The following is an 18786-nucleotide window of genomic DNA, read 5'->3' as shown; positions in this document are numbered from 1 at the left end:
ACCGTGTCCTACACCTACGATCCGACCGCCTACCGCGCGGTCTTCGAGCAGCACTTCACGTTCCTGTCCGGCTTCTGGCGCAACGTGCACCGGTTCGCCGACGAACTCGCGCTGCACGACACCGCGCGCGACCGGTCCTACACGTACGCGCAGCTGGGCGCCGAGGTGAACCGGCTCGCCGCCGGCCTGGCCGCGCGCGGCGTGGCGCCCGGCGACGTGCTGGTCTTCCAGCTGTTCAACGGCAGCGAGTTCGCGCTGTGCTACCTCGCCGCGCAGCAGCTCGGCGCGATCGCCGCACCGATCAACTTCCGGTTCTCCGCCGGCGAGACCGCGCACGTGCTCGACGACAGCGAGCCCGTCGGCTACGTGTTCGACGCGGCGATCGCGCCGATGGCCGTCGCGGCGCTGGAGCGCGCGGGGCACGTCCCGGCGATCGTCGCGGCGGCGACCGCGGAGGCGCCCGCACCCGACGGGATCACCGCGTTCGACGACCTGCTCGCCGACGGGCTGCCGGCCGACGGCGCGGTACCGGCGCACCCGGCCGGCGCTTTCGACGAGACGGTGCGGCTGTACACCTCGGGTACCACCGGGATGCCGAAGGGTGTGTCGCTGCCCAGCGTCGCCGAGGTGCTCACCGCGCACGACGTGATCATGCACTTCCCGCTGGACCCGACCGACCGGACGCTCAACATGACGCCGTGGTTCCACCGCGGCGGCATCTCGCCGGGCGGCCCGAACGCGATCTTCTACGCCGGCGCGGCCGGGGTGACGATGCGCAAGTTCGATCCGGACGCGTGCCTGGACATGGTCGCCGAGCACGGCCTGACGTACCTGATCGGCGCGCCCACCAACCTCGCGATGCTGGCCGACGCGCAGGAGAAGAACCCGCGGGACCTGTCCACGCTGCGCGGCGTGGTGACGATGGGCGCGCCGCTGGAGCGGGCCGCGTGCCTGCGCTACCAGCAGGTGCTCACGCCGCGCATCTTCAACGGGTACGGCACCACCGAGGCGTTCTGGAACACCTTCCTGCGCCCCGGCGACCTGCCCGAGCACGCCGGCAGCGCCGGCCGGGCCTGCACCGACGACGACGTCGCGGTGGTCAAGGTGTACGACGACCGGCCGACGGACCCGACCGACACGGTGGCCAAGGACGGCACCGAGACCGGCGAGATCATCATGCGCTCGGTCAAGTCCGGCTACTCCTACGTCAACAACGCTGCCGAGCAGGCCGCCCGGTTCCGGGACGGCTGGCTCTACTCCGGCGACCTCGGCACCTGGGACGAGCAGGAGTTCGTCACGGTCGTCGGCCGCCGCGACGACATGATCATCTCCGGCGGCGAGAACGTCCACCCGGTGCAGGTCGAGGAGGTACTCAACGAGCATCCGCTGGTCGCCGACTCGATCGTGGTCGGCATCCCGGACGAGCGGTGGGGCCAGCTGGTCGTCGCGTACGTGCAGCCGGCGGGGGAGGGGTTGACCGCGGCCGAATGCGACCGGCACTGCCGCGAGCATCCGATGCTGGCCGACTTCAAGCGCCCGCGGGCGTACCGGTTCGTCGACGAGCTGCCGCGCACCGCCACCGGCAAGAAGATGCACTACCTGATCCGCGCCGAACTGGCCGACGAGGGTGCCACCGTGCTGCTCGAACGGCCCTGAGCGCTGCTCGAACGGCCCTGAGCGCCGCGCCCGACCGGTGCTGCTCAGAGCAGCCCGGTGCGGGCGGCCTGCAGGCCGGCCTGGAAGCGGTTTCCGGCGCCGAGCCGGTCCATCAGACCGCGCACCCGGCGCTGCACGGTACGCAGGCCGAGGCCCAGGTGCGCGGCGATCCGCTCGTCGGTGAGCCCGGTGGCGAGCAGCGCCAGTACCTGCCGGTCGGCCTCGGAGAGATCGTCCGGCGCGGCCCGGCCGCCGGTGGTGCTCGCCCGGCCGGCGTCGCCGAACGGCACCGCGCGCTGCCAGTACGAGTCGAAGGTGGCGACGAGCGCATCGAGCAGCGAGCACGGCCGGACCACCATCGCGCGCTCCACCTCGGTGCCCTCGCTGACCGGAACCATCGCCCACCGGCGGTCCACGATCAGCAGCTTGAACGGCAGGTCGGGCAGGATCCGGGCCTGCTCGCCCGCGTTCTTCAGGGTGTCCACATCGGACAGCCGGCCGGGCATGGTCAGCGCGGGCCGCGCGTACACGGCGCGGTAGCGCACCCGCTGGCCCAGGCTCGCCAGCTCCATGCCGAGATCGCGCACGGGCACCACGTACGGCGGCTTGTCGAAGCCGAGGATCTCCTTGCGGGCGCAGCGAACCAGTTGCTCGTAGCGCAGTGACACCTGCTCGCTGCCGGCCACCAGCTCGACCGGATCCGGGCTGCCGACCTGGCGGTAGCGCAGCAGCAGCGGCTCGACCGCGGCCCGAGCCCGGCGCAGCAGTTCCTCCTGGCGGTGCGCGAGCAGCTCGACCGCGACGTCCGGCGCGACCGCGGTGCAGCCCGGACCGGGCAGCAGCAGTCCGGCCCCGCGCAGCTCGCCGATCGCGGCGCCGACGGCGTCGGGATCCCGGTCGGACCGGGTCAGGGCGTCCGGGCGGGCGCCGGGCCGCTCCAGCAGTTCCAGGTAGAGCTGCTCGGCCGCGGTGGACAGCCCCAACGTCTCGAACATGACTTCCTCCCGAACACCGTCCCCGTCGGCCTCCCGTCGGCCGCTGCGATCCCGGCGGGATGCCGCCGCCGACACCTTCCCGCCGCGTGCGGCGGTTCCGCCCGCCCGCCTGGGCCGACAAGATGCGACATGTCACCTTTCATCGATGTCGCCTTTCGTCCATCTTGTGGATCTCGGCACGAGGAGGGGCAGATGCCCCACCGTATTCTGTTACGGCTCGCCGGTGTGGGGATGACCGCCGCCCTGGCGCTCGCCGCCATCGTGACCAGCCCGGCGGCTCCACGCCCGGCCCGCTGTCCCACGGCTCGTTGAGCATGACCCTCGGTGGCTGGTCCTGGCTCTGTCGGTCCACCACCACGCCACCGGGCCGGTGCGGTACCGAGCCTCATGACCACGCTGGATCCCCGGACCTCGCGCGGCGGTACCCACCGGTGCCGTCGCGCGAGGTCGCTCGTTCGGGCGAAAGCTGTCGGAGGGCCGGCGCATACTAGCGGCCACGTTTCGTGCACGCCGGGCCGGGGCGACGCGGTCACCGGCGGGAGAGGGTGACCACGATGACAGCACAGCACGGTTCGGCCGCCGGCACCGTTGCGCTGGCGATCGGCACCGGCAAGGGCCTGTTCCTTGCCACCAGCGGCGACCGGAGCCACTGGGAGTTCACCGGACCGCACTTCCCGATGCACGCGGTCTACGCGGCGATGATCGACACCCGCGGCGCCCGGCCCCGCATCCTGGCCGGGAGCGCGAGCCAGCACTGGGGTCCCGGGGTGTCGGTCAGCGACGACCTCGGCGCGACCTGGCAGGAGCCGGCCGACGCGCCGATCGCCTTCCCGGACGACACCGAGGCCAGCCTGGAACAGGTGTGGCAGCTGGCCCCCGGCCCCACCGACCAGCCCGACGTCGTGTACGCGGGCGTGCAGCCGTCGGCGCTGTTCCGGTCCGAGGACGGCGGCCGCAGCTTCGAGTTCGTCCGCGGCCTGTGGGACCACCCGCACCGGCCGGAGTGGACGCCCGGGTTCGGTGGCAAGGCGGTGCACACGGTGCTGCCGCATCCGCACGAGGCCGACCGGGTCGTGGTGGCGATGTCGACCGGCGGCGTCTACACCACCACCGACGGCGGTGCCAGCTGGCAGGCGAACAACCACGGCATCCGGGCGAAGTTCCTGCCGAACGAGTACCCGGAGTTCGGCCAGTGCGTGCACAAGGTGGCCCGTCATCCGGACCGGCCCGACCAGCTGTTCGCGCAGAACCACCATGGCGTCTACCGCAGCGACGACGGCGGGGCGGCGTGGACCTCGATCGCCGACGGGCTGCCGTCGGACTTCGGCTTCACGATGGTGTCGCATCCGCACCGGCCGGGCGTGGTCTACAACTTCCCGATCCAGGCCGACGAGTACCGCATCCCGCCGGAGGCGGCCTGCCGGGTGTACCGCAGCGAGGACGCGGGCGGCAGCTGGACCGCGCTCACCGAGGGCCTGCCCCAGCAGCGGTTCTACCCGACCGTGCTGCGCGACGCGATGGGGTGGACGATGCGCCGGTGCCCGGCGTCTACTTCGGCACCCGGTCCGGCGAGGTGTTCGCCAGCCCGGACGAGGGGGAGCACTGGCAGCAGATCGCCGCGCACCTGCCCGACGTGCTGTGCGTCCGGGCCGCCGTGGTGGGGTGAGGACGATGACGGTCACCGTGCTGCTTCCCGGTGTGCTGCGGGCCGATGCCGGCGGCTCCGGTCACCTGTCGCTCGACCTGCCGCCGGACACCACGCTGCGCGGAGCCCTCGACCGGCTGGCCGCGAGCTACCCGCGACTGGATCGTCGCCTCCGGGACGAGCAAGGCACCCTGCGCCGATACGTGAACCTTTACGTCAACGGGGCGGAATGCCGCGGTCTCGCCGGCCTCGACACGCCCGTCCCGGCGGGCGCCGAACTGCACGTGATCCCGTCGGTGGCAGGCGGTTGACGAGTGCGCTGATTGACGGAGGTGCTGGCGGTCGCTCGCCTCTACCGTGGAAGTTGCGGGGGTGAGCGACATGTTCATGCAGATCATCCAGGGCAAGGTCAGCGACGCGGACGCGACCATGGCAACGCTGGAACAGTGGCACCAGGAGATCGAACCGGGTGCCATCGGCTTCCTCGGCTCGACGTACGGGATCAGCGCGGACGGTACCTGCGTGATCCTGGTCCGGTTCGAGTCCGCCGAGGCGGCCGAGCGCAACAGCCGGCGTGCGGAGCAGTCGGACTGGTGGTCGCGGATGGAGCGCAACTTCGTCGACGGCGCCACGTTCCACGACTGCCACGACGTCACGACGGTGCTCTCCGGCGGCCGGGACGATGCCGGGTTCGTGCAGGTGATCCAGGGTCGCGTGCACGGCCGGGAGAGGCTGCACACGCTGGTCGAGCAGTCCGGCGAGATGATTTCCCGGTACCGCCCGGATGTCGTGGGCGCGACCGTTGCCATCGACGAGGACGGGTACTTCACCGAGACGGTGGCCTTCACGAGCGAGGCCGAGGCGCGGAAGGCCGAGCGCAAGTCCCCGCCGCCGGACGCGGCCCGGATCATCGACGAGGAGATGTCGCACCTGGACGACGTCCACTACATCGACCTGCACGAGCCGAAGTTCGTCTCGGCCTGAGCGCGGCCGGCCGGCGCGGCACGCGGGCGTCAGCGGCGTGCCGGGGCTCGCCGCTGCGCCGGGTCAGGGCACGAGGATGATCTTGCCGGTGTTGCCGCCGGCCTCCAGCCGGCGGTGCGCCTCGGCCGCATCCGCGAGCGGCAGCACGCTGTCGATCAGCGGCCGGATCTGCTTGCGCGCCAACCGTTCCAGCACCTCGTCGCGGGCCGCCAGAGTGGTGTCGTACCAGGCGCCGTCGCCGGGTGCGCCGCTGCACCCGATCAGCGTCAGCCCGCGCGGCAGCAGGTCACCGGCGCCGATCGCGGCCGGCTGGTCGGACAGGTTGCCGTACAGCAGGATCCGGCCGCCGGGCGCCATCGCGGCCAGCAGCGCGCCGACCGAGGCGCCGCCGATCGACTCGAAGACCACGTCGAGCCCGCGTCGCCCGTCGGCGCGGGCGAGTTCGGCGACCCGCTCCGGCCAGCCGGGTCGGCGGTGGTCGACCGCCACGTCGGCGCCGAGGTCGAGGACGTGCTCGCGCTTGGCGGGGGTACCGGCGGTGGCGACGATGCGGCCTGCGCCGGCCTCGGTGGCGAACTGCAGCAGGTAGCCGCCGACGGCGCCGGCCGCCGCCTCGACCAGGAGCTGCTCGGTGCCGGTCAGCCGGGCGGTACGGACCAGGGCGAGCGCCACCGCCCCCGGGGTGGCGACGGCGACCGCGTCGAGTGCCGAGACGCCGGCGGGCAGCCGGACCACGCCGCTGACCGGCACCGTCAGGTACTCGGCGTAGCTGCCGCTGCCGCCCACCGCCATGGCGGCGACGCGGGCGCCGACCAGCGCGGTGTCGACGTCCGGTCCGGCCGCGGTGACCACGCCGGCCGCCTCGAACCCCGGTACCGCGGGCAGTGCCGCCGGCATCCCGGGCAGCGTGCCGGCCCGCAGCCGGGTCTCGGCGAAGTGCGTGCCGATGGCCTCCGTGCGTACCAGCACCTCACCGCGGCCGGGCTCGGGCGCCGGGAGATCGGCGGGTTGCAGGACGTCCGGGTCGCCGGTCCGGTGCAGCACGATCGCACGCATATGCTTCCCCTTCGAGAACAAGAATCAAGCGGACTGACGGTCCGCTTGCTGTCGACGATACTATCCGGACCGTTGGTCCGCTAGTGGGGTGAGCATGGCGATCGGCGCCGAGCGGGCGGACGCGGCCCGCAACCGTGCCGCGATCCTGCGCGCCACCGAGGAACTGCTCGCCCGCGAGGACGCCGAGCACGTCTCGGTCGACGCCGTCGCGGCCGCCGCCGGAGTCGGCAAGGGCACGGTCTTCCGGCGGTTCGGCAGCCGCGCCGGCCTGCTGCGGGCGCTGGTGGACGAGCGGATGGACGACCTGTCCCGGCGGATCCGTACCGGACCGCCGCCGCTCGGCCCGGGCGCGCCCGCCGTCGAGCGGCTCACCGCGTTCTTCGATGCCGTGGTCGACGTCGCCAGCCGCAACAGCGTGCTGATCTCCGCCTACGAGTACGCCGCCGCCGGCCCGCAACGATCCGCCGCCGCGCAGCGCGCCGAGCCGGAGGACCACGACGCGACCGCGACCCAGGCCGCCACTGACGCCTACGCCTGGTGGTACGAGCACCTCACCGGGCTGATCGCCGAGGCCCGCCCGGACCTGGATGCCGAACTGGTCGGGCACGTACTGCTCGGCTCGCTGCACGCCCCGCCGATCCGGACGCTTCTTGCCGACGGTGCGGCCGGCCGGGTCCGGGACACCATGCGCCGCCTGGTCACCGACCTGCTCGCGGCCCCGGGCCACTGACCGCGGCCGTGCGCCGTGGCTCGCCGGCCGGAGCCGTCGTCAGCGGGCGATCTGGTCCACGTCGCGGTAGGCGCCGTCGCTCGCCGCGGTCGCCATCGCCGCGTACGCGCGCAGCGCCGCGGACACCGTGCGCTGCCGGTCGACCGGCGTGTACGGCCGCTCCCGCGCCTCCTGCGCGGCCCGGCGCCGGGCCAGCTCGGCGTCGTCGACCAGCAGCTCGATGGACCGGTTCGGGATGTCGATCGCGATCTCGTCGCCGGTGCGCACCAGCGCGATCAGCCCACCACCGGCCGCCTCGGGGGAGATGTGGCCGATCGACAGCCCGCTGGTCCCGCCGGAGAACCGGCCGTCGGTGATCAGCGCGCACGCCTTTCCCAGCCCGCGGCCCTTCAGGAACGAGGTCGGGTGCAGCATCTCCTGCATGCCCGGCCCGCCCTTGGGGCCCTCGTACCGGATGACGACGACGTCGCCGGGCTGCACGGTCTTGTCGAGGATCCCGTCGACCGCCTGCTCCTGCGACTCGAACACCTTCGCCGGGCCGCGGAACGTCCAGACCTCCTCCGGTACCCCCGCGGTCTTGACCACGCAGCCGTCCACGGCGATGTTGCCGTGCAGCACGGCGAGCCCTCCGTCGGCGGTGTACGCGTGCGCCACGTCCCTGATGCACCCGTGCTCGGCGTCGGTGTCCAGCCGGTCCCACCGGTTGTCGGTGGAGAACGCCTCGGTGGTGCGCACCCCGCCGGGCGCCGCGTGGTACAGCTCGACCGCCTCCGGCGCGGGTTCGGCGGCCCGCACGTCCCAGCGGGACAGCCACTCGTCCAGCGTGTCGGCGTGCACCGCGTGTACGTCGCGGTGCAGCAGCCCGCCGCGGTCCAGCTCGCCCAGGATCGCGGGGATGCCGCCGGCCCGGTGCACGTCCTCCATGTGATAAATCCGGACCGGGCCCGCAGCGCCGTCCTTGCTCGCTCCGCTCGCGACCGACGGCGCCACCTTGGCGATGCAGGGCACCCGGCGGGAGATCGCGTCGATGTCGCGGACGCCGAAGTCGAGCCCGGCCTCGCGGGCCGCGGCGAGCAGGTGCAGCACGGTGTTGGTCGACCCGCCCATGGCCACGTCGAGCGCCATCGCGTTCTCGAACGCCTGCCGGCTGCCGATCGAGCGCGGCAGCACCGACTCGTCGTCCTTGCCGTAGTACCGGTTGGCCAGGTCGACGATGGTCCGACCGGCGCGCTCGAACAGCGCCTTGCGCGCGCTGTGCGTGGCGAGCGTGGAACCGTTGCCGGGCAAGGCGAGCCCCATCGCCTCGGTCAGGCAGTTCATCGAGTTGGCGGTGAACATGCCGGAGCACGAGCCACAGGTCGGGCAGGCGGACCGCTCGATCGAGTCGAGCTGGTCATCGGTGACGGAGTCGTTGGCGGAGGCGATCATCGCGTCGATCAGGTCGATCTTGTCGTGCACGATGCCCTCGATCGCGACCGTCTTGCCGGCCTCCATCGGCCCGCCGGAGACGAACACGGTGGGGATGTTGAGCCGCATCGCGGCGATCAGCATCCCCGGCGTGATCTTGTCGCAGTTGGAGATGCACACCAGGGCGTCGGCACAGTGCGCGTTCACCATGTACTCGACCGCGTCGGCGATCAGCTCGCGGGACGGCAGCGAGTAGAGCATGCCGCCGTGGCCCATCGCGATGCCGTCGTCGACCGCGATGGTGTTGAACTCCTTGGCGACGCCACCGGCCTCGGCGACCGAGCCGGCGACGAGCTGCCCGAGGTCCTTGAGATGCACGTGACCGGGTACGAACTGGGTGAAGCTGTTGGCGATCGCGACGATCGGCTTGCCGAAATCGTCGTCGGTCATCCCGGTGGCCCGCCACAGCGCCCGGGCGCCGGCCATGTTGCGTCCCGCGGTGGAGGTCCGCGACCTCAGTTCAGCCATGGCGGACAGTCTGTCACGCGAAACCGGCCGGTGAACACCGACCCGGGTCGTTCGTTCCACCACTCGGGACACTTACTTAACCCTCATTCAGCCTTCAACGAGCGTGGGAACCAGGGGATCTGCCCGGCGAGAAGTGGCGTGAACCACGATGTGAGACTGGTTGACGGGAGCGCTGGGATGCGTCAGAGTTAGCTCATGCAGTCGAGTCGGCACGTCCTCGTAGTACTTATTTAGCGCACCGTCACTCCGGTGACGGTGCGCGGCCTGTGTGCGTGTGGCACGCAGGCCTTCTTTTTGCCTTCGGTCGACCTGCCCGGCCGCCGGGGGCCGTGGCCCGAAGCACGCCGTCCACCTGAAGCTCACCGTCAACCCGGATCGGACTGCGATGACGAAACCCGCAACCCCGCCGGCGGCCAGTCGGGCCGCCCGCCCGGCCCCCCGCCCCGGCGGCACCGGTACCAGCACTCCCATGACCGGCGCCCAGGCACTCATCGCCGCGCTCGAGGCGCTGGACACCGAGGTCGTCTTCGGGATCCCCGGTGGCACCATCCTGCCGGCCTACGACCCGCTGTTCTACTCCACCAAGATCCGGCACATACTTGTCCGGCACGAGCAGGGCGCCGGCCACGCCGCCGAGGGGTACGCGCAGGCCACCGGCAAGGTGGGCGTCTGCATGGCGACCTCCGGGCCTGGCGCGACCAACCTCGTCACGCCGCTCGCCGACGCGTACATGGACTCGGTGCCGGTGGTGGCGATCACCGGGCAGCAGAGCACCGCCCTGATCGGCACCGACGCGTTCCAGGAAGCCGACATCTGCGGCATCACGCTGCCCATCATCAAGCACAACTACCTGGTCAAGGACCCGGCGGAGATCGCCCGGGTGGTCGCCGAGGCGTTCCACCTGGCGCTGTCCGGCCGGCCCGGCCCGGTGCTGGTGGACATCCCGAAGGACGTGCTGCAGGCGCAGACCACGTTCAGCTGGCCACCGGCGCTGGACCTGCCCGGCTACCACCCGACGACGCACCCGCACGGCAAGCAGATCGGCCAGGCGGCGCGGCTGATGCGCACCGCCCAGCGGCCGGTGTTCTACGTCGGCGGCGGGGTGCTCAAGGCGCACGCCACCGACCAGCTGCGGGAGCTGGCCGAGCTGACCGGCATCCCGGTGGTGACCACCCTGATGGCGCGCGGCGCGTTCCCCGACTCGCACCCGCAGCACCTGGGCATGCCCGGCATGCACGGTTCGGTCAGCGCGGTGTACGGGCTGCAGCGCAGCGATCTGATCGTCGCCCTCGGCGCCCGCTTCGACGACCGGGTGACCGGCCGGCTTGACTCGTTCGCGCCGGACGCGACGGTGGTACACGCCGACATCGACCCGGCCGAGATCGGTAAGAACCGGCACGCCGACGTGCCGATCGTCGGCGACGCCAAGTGGGTGCTGACCGAGCTGCTGACCGCGATGCGGGCCGAGATCGCCGACAACGGCGGCGAGGGCCCGGAACTGTCCGCCTGGTGGGCGCAGCTGCGCGACCTGCGCGAGCGGTACGCGCTGGGCTACGAGGAGCCGTCGGACGGCACGCTCGCCCCGCAGTACGTGATCCAGCGACTGGGCGAGCTGGTCGGCCCGGACGCGATCTACGTCGCCGGCGTGGGCCAGCACCAGATGTGGGCGAGCCAGTTCATCTCGTACGAGAAGCCCGGTACCTGGATCAACTCCGGCGGCGCCGGCACCATGGGGTTCGCGGTGCCCGCGGCGATGGGGGCGAAGGCCGGCCGGCCGGACCGTACCGTCTGGGCCATCGACGGCGACGGCTGCTTCCAGATGACCAACCAGGAGCTCGCCACCTGCGCGCTGGAGGGCATCCCGATCAAGGTCGCCGTGATCAACAACGGCAACCTGGGCATGGTCCGGCAGTGGCAGACGCTGTTCTACGACGGCCGCTACTCGCACACCGACCTCGGTACCCACAAGCACCGGGTGCCCGACTTCGTCAAGCTGGCCGACGCGCTCGGCTGCGTGGGGCTGCGGGCCGAGTCGGCCGACGACGTGGACGCCACGATCAAGCAGGCGATGGACATCGACGACCGGCCGGTGGTCGCCGAGTTCGTGGTCGGCAAGGACGCCATGGTGTGGCCGATGGTGCCGCCCGGCGTCGGCAACGACGACATCCTGTTCGCCCGGGGTGTCCGCCCCGCCTTCGATGAGGACGACCTATGAGCGAAACGAAGTGGAGCGAATCATGGGCACGGCGTTTCGTGCCTCATGGCCGCCCGGAGCGAAGCGAGGACGGCCATGAGTAAGCACACCTTGTCAGTACTGGTGGAGGACAAGCCCGGCGTCCTGGCGCGGGTGTCGGGGCTGTTCAGCCGGCGCGGGTTCAACATCGACTCGCTCGCGGTCGGCGAGACCGAGCAGCCGGGCATCTCGCGGATCACCATCGTGGTCAACGTCGAATCCTCGCCGCTGGAGCAGGTCACCAAGCAGCTGAACAAGCTCGTCAACGTGTTGAAGATCGTCGAGCTGGAGACCGACGCCTCGGTTCAGCGCGAGCTGCTGCTGGTGAAGGTCCGCGCCGACGTGCAGAGCCGCACCCACGTGATGGAGGCGGTCCAGCTGTTCCGCGCCAAGGTGGTGGACGCCTCGCCGGAGGCGCTGACCATCGAGGCCACCGGTACCAGCGACAAGCTGGACGCGCTGCTGCGGATGCTGGAGCCGTTCGGCATCAAGGAGATGGTGCAGTCCGGCCTGGTCGCGATCGGCCGCGGCGCCCGCTCCATCACCAGCCCCACCCTGCGTAGTACAGCCTGATCCGGCTTCGCAGCACCGTTTTCGCCAACAAGCAGTTCCGAGGAGAGGGAAACAATGGCCGCTGAGGTCTTCTACGACGACGACGCCGACCTGTCGGTGATTCAGGCCAAGAAGGTCGCCGTGATCGGGTACGGCAGCCAGGGGCACGCGCACGCACTCAACCTGCGCGACTCCGGCGTCGACGTCCGGATCGGTCTGCCGGAGGGCTCCAAGAGCCGGGTCAAGGCCGAGGAGCAGGGACTGCGCGTGCTCACCCCGGCCGAGGCGACCGCCGAGGCGGACCTGATCTCGATCCAGGCGCCGGACACCGTGCAGCGCTCGCTGTACGCCAACGACGTCGCGCCGAACCTGGCGGCCGGCAAGACGCTGCTGTTCAGCCACGGCTTCAACATCCGGTACGGCTTCATCAAGCCGCCGGAGGGCGTCGACGTGGTGATGGTCGCGCCGAAGGGCCCGGGTCACCTGGTGCGCCGGCAGTTCGCGGACGGCAAGGGCGTGCCGGACCTGGTCGCGGTCGAGCAGGACGCCACCGGCAACGCCTTCGCCACCGCCCTGTCGTACGCGGCGGCGATCGGCGGCGGTCGCGCCGGCGTCATCAAGACCACGTTCACCGAGGAGACCGAGACCGACCTGTTCGGCGAGCAGGCCGTCCTCTGCGGCGGTACCTCGGCGCTGGTCCAGGCCGGTTTCGAGACGCTGACCGAGGCCGGCTACCAGCCGGAGATCGCGTACTTCGAGGTGCTGCACGAGCTGAAGCTGATCGTGGACCTGATGTGGGAGGGCGGCATCGCCCGGCAGCGCTACTCCTGCTCCGACACCGCCGAGTACGGCGACCTCACCCGCGGCCCGCGCGTTGTCGACGCGCACGTCAAGGCGGAGATGAAGAAGATCCTGGGCGAGATCCAGGACGGCACCTTCGCCAACGAGTGGATCGCCGAGGACGACAACGGCCGGCCGAACTTCACCAAGCTGCGTGAGGAGGGTGCCAACCACCCGATCGAGGTGGTCGGCAAGCAGCTGCGCTCGATGATGAGCTGGGTCGACCGCCCCATCACCGAGACCGCCTGAGCCGTACCGACCAGGACGGGGCCGCGCACACCGGTGCCGGCCCCGTCTCTGTCTCCGTCCCCGACCCCGTCTGCGTCTCCGGAAGCCTCGCGCGACCGTCTCCGGGAGTGCGCCCCGCCCGCGGCCCGCGGTACCGCCTGCGGCGCGCGGGGTTTCGGGGCCGGTGGTTCAGTCCTGTGGCGGCCGGTCCGGGGAGTCGCGGCCGACGAAGCCGACCGGGCCGGACCGCGCGCCGGGCCGCCGCCCGCCACGCACGTGCCGGCCGACCCGCTTGACCTTGGCCGGCCGGCGGGTCCGGCGGGTCTGCTGCGCCGGCCGCAGCCGGGACACCAGGCGCAGCTTCGGTCGTACCCGCAGCCGTTCCGGCAGCTGGATGCGGCGCCGCCAGCGCCAGCGCCGCGGCGCCGGCCGGCCGCGCTGCCACTCCCTGCCGCGCGCGGTCAGCCACCGGCGCACCCGGCGGCGCCGCAACAGCAGCACCATGATCAGTGCCAGCGCCGTGAACAGCAGCCAGACCGTACCGACGACGCTGATCAGGACGCCGGAGCCGACCGCACCGCTGATCAGCAGTACGCCGCCGAGCACCGAGAACGCCGCACACAGCAGCGGCAACAGCGGACTGCCGCGCTGGATCAGCCGGACCCCGCCGACCACCGACAGGATCGCCATGACGAACGTGCTCCCGGCGAGCGCCGGGTGGGCGCCGGTGGCGAACAGCGCGCCGGTCGTCGCGAGCATCGGTACGGCGAGGATCCCGCACAGCACGCCGGCGGCGCTCGCCGAGCCGGGCGGTTTCCCGGCCGGCTGCGGCGGCGCCGCGCGGACCAGTTGGCGTACGTTGGCCGGCTGCAGCCGGGCCACCGTGAGCTGACCACGCCGGGCCGTACCGGCCGGTGGCAGCAACTCGTCGTCGTCGACGTCGGACGGCTCGCCACCGCCGTCATCGGTCCGGGAACCGTCCGGCCCGGCGGGCGAGGGCCCGGCGTCCCAGGTCCTGCCGTCCGAGCGACCGGCGTTCCGTGGTCCGGCAGCCGAGGATCCGGCGTCCCAGGTCCTGCCGTCCGACGACCCGCCCTTGCGTGGCCCGGCATCCCGGGACCCGGTGTCCCAGGACCCGGTGTCGTGTGGCCGGCCGTCTCGCGGCCCGGTGTCTCGTGGGCCGGTGTCTCGTGGGCCGGTGTCTCGGGGGCTGGACCGGCCGTTCGCGGTCGCACCGGACCGGTCGGCACCGGACCGGTCGGCACCGGCCTGGTCGGCACCGGACCGGTCGGCACCGGACCGGTCGGCACCAGACCGGTCGGCGCCGGACCGGTCGGCACCGGGCCGCGGTGGGACGGTGTCGGCCGGATCGGCGCCGGTTCGCTGCGCGCCACCGGATCGGTGCGGCGCGCCGACATCCGCCGCGTCGGGCGGGACACCGAACGGGCCCGGGGGCGTCTCGCCGCGCGCCCAGTCCGGCCGGACCCAGGGCGGTGGTTCGAGCGGGTCGCCGCCCTGGTCGTTCCGACCGGCGTCGCCGGGAGGGGAGTCCGGACCCACGCCGGCATCGGTGGGCCGGACACCGGTGGCGGCGCCGGCCGAGCCGGTGCGGGGCTGGTCGCCGTCCGACGGCATCGTGGGGGCCCCGGTGGACGAGGCCGGATCGGGCGTCGGTGGCATGGCCGACCCGGCCGCCCGGCGGATGGTCGGCCCGGCGCCCTGGGGGACGGTCGGCCCGGTTGGGGGCGGGTGCGGTCCGGCCGGTCGAGGCGGGGTCGGACCCGCCTCGGGCGCGTGGAGCCACGGCGGGTCGGGCGGTGGGACGAAGCCGGGCTGTGGTGGCCCGGCGAAGGGGTCGATCGGACGCTGCCGGACGGCCCGGGTCCAGTAGCTCTCGTCGCCGGCGTGGTCGGCGAAGTTCGGCGTCGGGCCGGTCGTCGGCGCCTCGCCGGCGCGGCGGGGCGCGGGCGGCGGTGGCGCGCCGACCGCGGGCTCCGGACCGGCCCACGGGATGGTGGGCCAGTCGTCGGGCGCGGTTGGGTGCGGCTCCGCATCCGGTGCCGGGGTGGGCCGACCGTTCGACCGACCGGAACGGTCGGACGATCGGTCGTTCCGATCACCCAACGTCACAGGTGCATCCCTTCGTCCGAACCTGCAACTGGATCGTATCGGCGGAAACGGTCCGATCGCACCGCGCTGGTACCCGTCCGAGCGAGCCGCTGCCGTCGTTGCCGCGGTTTGCCGTAATACGGGTTTTGCCGGAATGCGGACTCCCCGGACCGTTACGCATCGGCTGTACCGTGCCATGGTGATGGCCGGGAGGGAAGAGCGTCGGGCGTTTTCCCGGGGCTTGTTTGGCGTCTTGCGCCGACCGGTTGCGGCCAGGATCGGCCTCGAACGGTATTCCCGCAGGTCGATTGCTTGATCACGAATCAGTCGCGATGTGCCTGGCGGGCATGACGTATCGCCGGATGCAACGCAGAGCCGTCTCGCGCTTGCGCTGTGTCGTTATTCCGGATACCGTTCATGTCGGCTACACGATACAGAGGTCCATCTGGCGGTTCTTGGGTCATTGTCACGGTCCGAACGGTCCGTGCACAGATGCGAGGCTGCCCGAGGATGCTGCAGCGTGCGGGCCTGCACCCCCCACAGCGCGACGCTCACCCCCCGCGTTCGCGCTCCCTGCCGGCCCCCGTGACCTGGCCGCGGTCGCGGGGGCCGTGCGCTGCGTCCGCGGACGCCCAGTGTTCGGCGTGCTCCGTCGGGAAGATCCGACACCTTTGTCGTGCCGTATCTGACCTAAGGGGTCCCATACTCGATCGACACTGGTGTCTCTGTCAATAACGCGACACTAGTAGTGGCCATTTTTATGATTCTTCGGCTTTCTGCTGGCCGATGCGGCCACTGCCGGGCATCTGTCCGCATCGCGTAATTCGGCCACCCTTCACCGTTCTGCCCGATGCCATCACGACTCCCAATATATGAGAAGCCGATATCGCGTCCTGGGATCTCGGCCGGCTCCGCGGGAGACTTGCGGGTGGGCGGACCGGTGCGCGGCCGCCGGCGACAGCAACCGCGGGAGGTACGGCGTGACGGTACGGCTGGGGGTCATCGGCGGCGACGGTATCGGGCCGGAAGTGGTCGCCGAGGCGCGCAAGGTCCTCGACGTGGTGCTGCCGGATGTGGCGGCCACCGAGTACGACCTGGGCGCGGCCCGGTACCACCGCACCGGCGAGGTGCTGCCGGACGAGGTGCTCGAACAGCTGGCGGGTGAGGACGTGCTGCTGCTCGGCGCGGTCGGCGACCCGAGCGTGCCTTCCGGAGTGCTGGAGCGCGGCCTGCTGCTGAAGCTGCGGTTCGCCTTCGACCACTACGTCAACCTGCGACCGTCCCGGCTGTGGGCCGGTACCACCAGCCCGCTGGCCGGCGTCGCGCCCGGCGACATCGACCTGGTCGTGGTCCGCGAGGGCACCGAGGGGCTGTACTGCGGGGCCGGCGGCTCGGTGCGCAAGGGCACGCCGGCCGAGGTCGCCACCGAGGAGAGCCTCAACACCCGGTACGGCGCCGAGCGCGCGGTGCGGGACGCGTTCGAGCGGGCGATGCGCCGGCCGCGGCGCAAGGTGACGCTGGTGCACAAGAACAACGTGCTGGTCAATGCCGGGGACCTGTGGGCGCGCACGTTCGCCGAGGTGGCCACCGAGTACCCGGACGTGCAGACCGAGTACCAGCACGTCGACGCCGCGGCGATGTTCCTCGTCACCGACCCGCAGCGGTACGACGTGATCGTCACCGACAACCTGTTCGGCGACATCCTCACCGACCTGGCCGCCGCCGTGACCGGCGGCATCGGCCTGGCCGCGAGCGGCAACATCAACCCGACCCGCGCGTACCCGTCGATGTTCGAGCCGGTGCACGGTTCGGCGCCGGACATCGCCGGGCAGGGCGTCGCGGACCCGGCCGCGGCCATCCTGTCCACCGCACTGCTGCTGGACCACCTGGACCGCCCGGCCGAAGCCCGGCGGGTCGAGGAGGCGGTCGGCGCCGAGGTGGCCAAGCGGGTGCCGGGGGAGAAGCTGCGTACCGCCGAGGTCGGCGACGCGATCGCGACCGCACTCGCCGGCTGACCTCGCCTCCCGGGTCGCGCCGCGCCTCGAGTCGTGGCGCGCGGACCCGCCGCGCCCCGGGGCGCGGTCACTCCTGGCGCCTCGGGGCGTGGACTCGTGGGGTCCCGGTGGCGGCCACACGTGGCGCCTCCGGGGCGTGGCGACGGGCCCGGGGCGCCGCGAAACCGTAAGGGTTTCTCAGCGATGGGTCGTGCCGGTGGCCAGCGACCCGGGTCGATCTCTCGGTGCTGCATCGGTTGCGGGCTACCGGGTTCCGGCTGGTTGTGTGTTCGCTCTATGTTGTGGCCATGTCGGACAATCAGCGCCCCGGGTCCGAGCCGGAGCCGCCGGGGGGAAACGTGCCTGGCGGCTACCGGCCTGGGGGCGATCCCTACCTGACCAACGGGATGCACCCCGAGGGTGCTCCCGGCCAGCCCGCTCCCGGCCAGCCCGCTCCCGGCCAGCCCGTTCCAGGACAGCCCGGCCCCCCGGGTGGGTTCGGCATGCCACAGCCGCCGTACGGGCCGGGTGCACCGTCCGGTGGCCCCGGCATGCCGCCGCCCCAGTCCGGCCCGCCCTACCCGGGCGCGCCCGGGCCGGGCCTGCCGCCGTACGGGGCGGAGCCGCCGTCCGGCGGTCCCGGCATGCCGCCGCCCTACGGCCCGGGCGCGCCGGATCCCGGCCTGCCGCCGTACTCGCCGGGGATGCCGGATCCCGGCTACGGTCCGGGCGCGGCCGAGCCGGGCACGTTCTACGAACAGCCGGGCGGGCCGGCCTCGGGTGTGCCGTACGACCAGCCGGGCATGCCGGCGTCCGGCATGCCGTACGGGCCGGGGATGCCGCCCGACCCGAACTCACCGTATGGGCCGGGGATGCCGCCCGACCCGAACTCGCCGTACGGCCCGCCCACCTCGGCGTGGGGCCAACCGGCACCGGTGCCGACCACCTCGGGCAAGCTGTCCGGCGGCGCGATCGCCGGCATCGTCGGCGGTGGCTGCGCGCTGCTGCTGGTGGTGGTGCTCGGACTGGTGTTCCTGATCCACAGCAGCAACGAGGCGAGCCGCAGGGCGGCCCAGGCACGCGCGAGCGCGTCCGCGGCGGAGGGGAGTGCCTCGCCGAGCTACAGCGACTCGCCGTCACCGAGCGAGAGCGTCTCGCCGACCGACGAGTACCGCGATCCGACCGACCTGGACGACGAGGACACCGATCCCGTCCCGTTCGAGCTCGACTCGATCTTCCCGGAGACCGCGGCCGGCCTCACCCTGGACTCGGAGGGGTTCTTCAGCGCCTGCTCGGACGCCGGTGACTCCAACACCGAGGCGCTGCTGCGCAAGCACGACTGCGGGAACATGGCGACCGCCGACTACCCGGATCCGGACAAGAAGCTGCTGGCGAGCGTGATGGTGATCCCGCTGCCGACCGACGACGACGCGGACGCGGTCGAGTCGGGGCTCGACGGGGGCAGCGCGGCGTTCAACGGGCTGCACTACTTCTGCCCGAAGTCGGGCGCCTCCAGCCACCTGTGCGACGACGGTGCGACGCCGCGGTGGCGGGCGTACTACGGCGCGTACCACCGGTACATGATCATCGTGACGGTGCTGCGGTACGACGGGGCACTGCCCAGCAACAAGAAGGCGGATTCCACCGGTAACGGCGTCTTCAACGCCATCGAGGACACCCTGCTCGGCGAGTGAGCGCCGCCGGGGCGTCGACCGTCGGTGCGGTCGGCGTCCCGGTGGAACCCGGTCGGCGCCCCTGAGGGAACGTTCAGTGCTGCGGTTATGCTGACCGTGGTGTCCGTGCGTGGCCTATCGGCCGGGCGCGGGCCG

14 protein-coding genes are annotated in these 18786 nt (G+C 72.3%); 10 read left to right on the top strand and 4 right to left on the bottom strand.

What is annotated here, in order from left to right; translation table 11 throughout:
• Nucleotides 1–3: 3 nt before the first annotated feature.
• The gene (locus Asera_RS26355; RefSeq protein WP_030448186.1) at nt 4–1656 is read left to right on the top strand and encodes a class I adenylate-forming enzyme family protein; all 1653 of its coding nucleotides are present in this window, start codon (nt 4–6) and stop codon (nt 1654–1656) included.
• A 44-nt stretch (nt 1657–1700) separates the two neighbouring features.
• Here Asera_RS26355 and Asera_RS26350 read toward each other — a convergent pair whose 3' ends face one another.
• Entirely contained in the window at nt 1701–2651 is a 951-nt protein-coding gene (locus Asera_RS26350) for a helix-turn-helix domain-containing protein (RefSeq protein WP_051802688.1), read from the bottom strand.
• A 1537-nt stretch (nt 2652–4188) separates the two neighbouring features.
• Here Asera_RS26350 and Asera_RS33685 point away from each other — a divergent pair.
• The 3 genes from Asera_RS33685 to Asera_RS26335 all read left to right on the top strand — a co-directional run bounded on the left by Asera_RS33685 (nt 4189) and on the right by Asera_RS26335 (nt 5280).
• Entirely contained in the window at nt 4189–4317 is a 129-nt protein-coding gene (locus Asera_RS33685) for a hypothetical protein (protein ID WP_280529748.1), read from the top strand.
• A 5-nt stretch (nt 4318–4322) separates the two neighbouring features.
• Nucleotides 4323–4607: a ubiquitin-like small modifier protein 1 gene (locus Asera_RS26340; protein WP_030448183.1), complete on the top strand. Its 285-nt coding sequence runs from the start codon at nt 4323–4325 to the stop codon at nt 4605–4607.
• Between the two features lie 70 nt (nt 4608–4677).
• Nucleotides 4678–5280, top strand: coding sequence for a hypothetical protein (locus Asera_RS26335; protein ID WP_030448182.1), 603 nt, complete (start codon nt 4678–4680; stop codon nt 5278–5280).
• A 63-nt stretch (nt 5281–5343) separates the two neighbouring features.
• On the opposite strand, the gene Asera_RS26330 is transcribed toward Asera_RS26335, so the two are convergent.
• The gene (locus Asera_RS26330) at nt 5344–6336 is read right to left on the bottom strand and encodes a quinone oxidoreductase family protein (RefSeq protein WP_030448181.1); all 993 of its coding nucleotides are present in this window, start codon (nt 6334–6336) and stop codon (nt 5344–5346) included.
• Between the two features lie 94 nt (nt 6337–6430).
• Between Asera_RS26330 and Asera_RS26325 the strand changes: the two genes are divergently transcribed.
• Nucleotides 6431–7066 (top strand): TetR/AcrR family transcriptional regulator, encoded by a 636-nt coding sequence (locus Asera_RS26325; protein WP_030448180.1) that lies wholly within the window; start codon nt 6431–6433, stop codon nt 7064–7066.
• Nucleotides 7067–7105: 39 nt separating this feature from the next.
• Here Asera_RS26325 and ilvD read toward each other — a convergent pair whose 3' ends face one another.
• Complete coding sequence (ilvD, locus tag Asera_RS26320; RefSeq protein WP_030448179.1) at nt 7106–9001, bottom strand: dihydroxy-acid dehydratase; 1896 nt, start codon at nt 8999–9001, stop codon at nt 7106–7108.
• 385 nt (nt 9002–9386) lie between these two features.
• Here ilvD and Asera_RS26315 point away from each other — a divergent pair, with 385 nt between their 5' ends.
• From Asera_RS26315 to ilvC, 3 genes are all read left to right on the top strand, one after another.
• Nucleotides 9387–11216, top strand: a complete 1830-nt coding sequence (locus Asera_RS26315) for an acetolactate synthase large subunit (protein WP_030448178.1) — start codon at nt 9387–9389, stop codon at nt 11214–11216.
• Nucleotides 11217–11291: 75 nt separating this feature from the next.
• Nucleotides 11292–11807, top strand: coding sequence for an acetolactate synthase small subunit (gene ilvN, locus Asera_RS26310; protein WP_030448177.1), 516 nt, complete (start codon nt 11292–11294; stop codon nt 11805–11807).
• Between the two features lie 54 nt (nt 11808–11861).
• Nucleotides 11862–12875: a ketol-acid reductoisomerase gene (gene ilvC, locus Asera_RS26305; protein ID WP_030448176.1), complete on the top strand. Its 1014-nt coding sequence runs from the start codon at nt 11862–11864 to the stop codon at nt 12873–12875.
• Nucleotides 12876–13043: 168 nt separating this feature from the next.
• Here ilvC and Asera_RS26300 read toward each other — a convergent pair whose 3' ends face one another.
• Nucleotides 13044–14534, bottom strand: coding sequence for a hypothetical protein (locus Asera_RS26300; protein ID WP_211255695.1), 1491 nt, complete (start codon nt 14532–14534; stop codon nt 13044–13046).
• A 1409-nt stretch (nt 14535–15943) separates the two neighbouring features.
• Between Asera_RS26300 and Asera_RS26295 the strand changes: the two genes are divergently transcribed.
• Together Asera_RS26295 and Asera_RS33680 are read left to right on the top strand one after the other, a co-directional pair.
• Nucleotides 15944–16978, top strand: coding sequence for a 3-isopropylmalate dehydrogenase (locus Asera_RS26295; protein ID WP_030448174.1), 1035 nt, complete (start codon nt 15944–15946; stop codon nt 16976–16978).
• Nucleotides 16979–17460: 482 nt separating this feature from the next.
• On the top strand, nt 17461–18651 hold the full coding sequence (locus Asera_RS33680; protein WP_157035034.1) for a hypothetical protein: 1191 nt from the start codon (nt 17461–17463) through the stop codon (nt 18649–18651).
• Nucleotides 18652–18786: the final 135 nt, after the last annotated feature.

It is taken from the genome of Actinocatenispora sera (genome assembly GCF_018324685.1).
Lineage (GTDB): Bacteria > Actinomycetota > Actinomycetes > Mycobacteriales > Micromonosporaceae > Actinocatenispora > Actinocatenispora sera.
The sequence above is the reverse complement of the archived record's forward strand: the minus strand, read 5'-3'. Positions and strand labels throughout refer to the sequence as shown.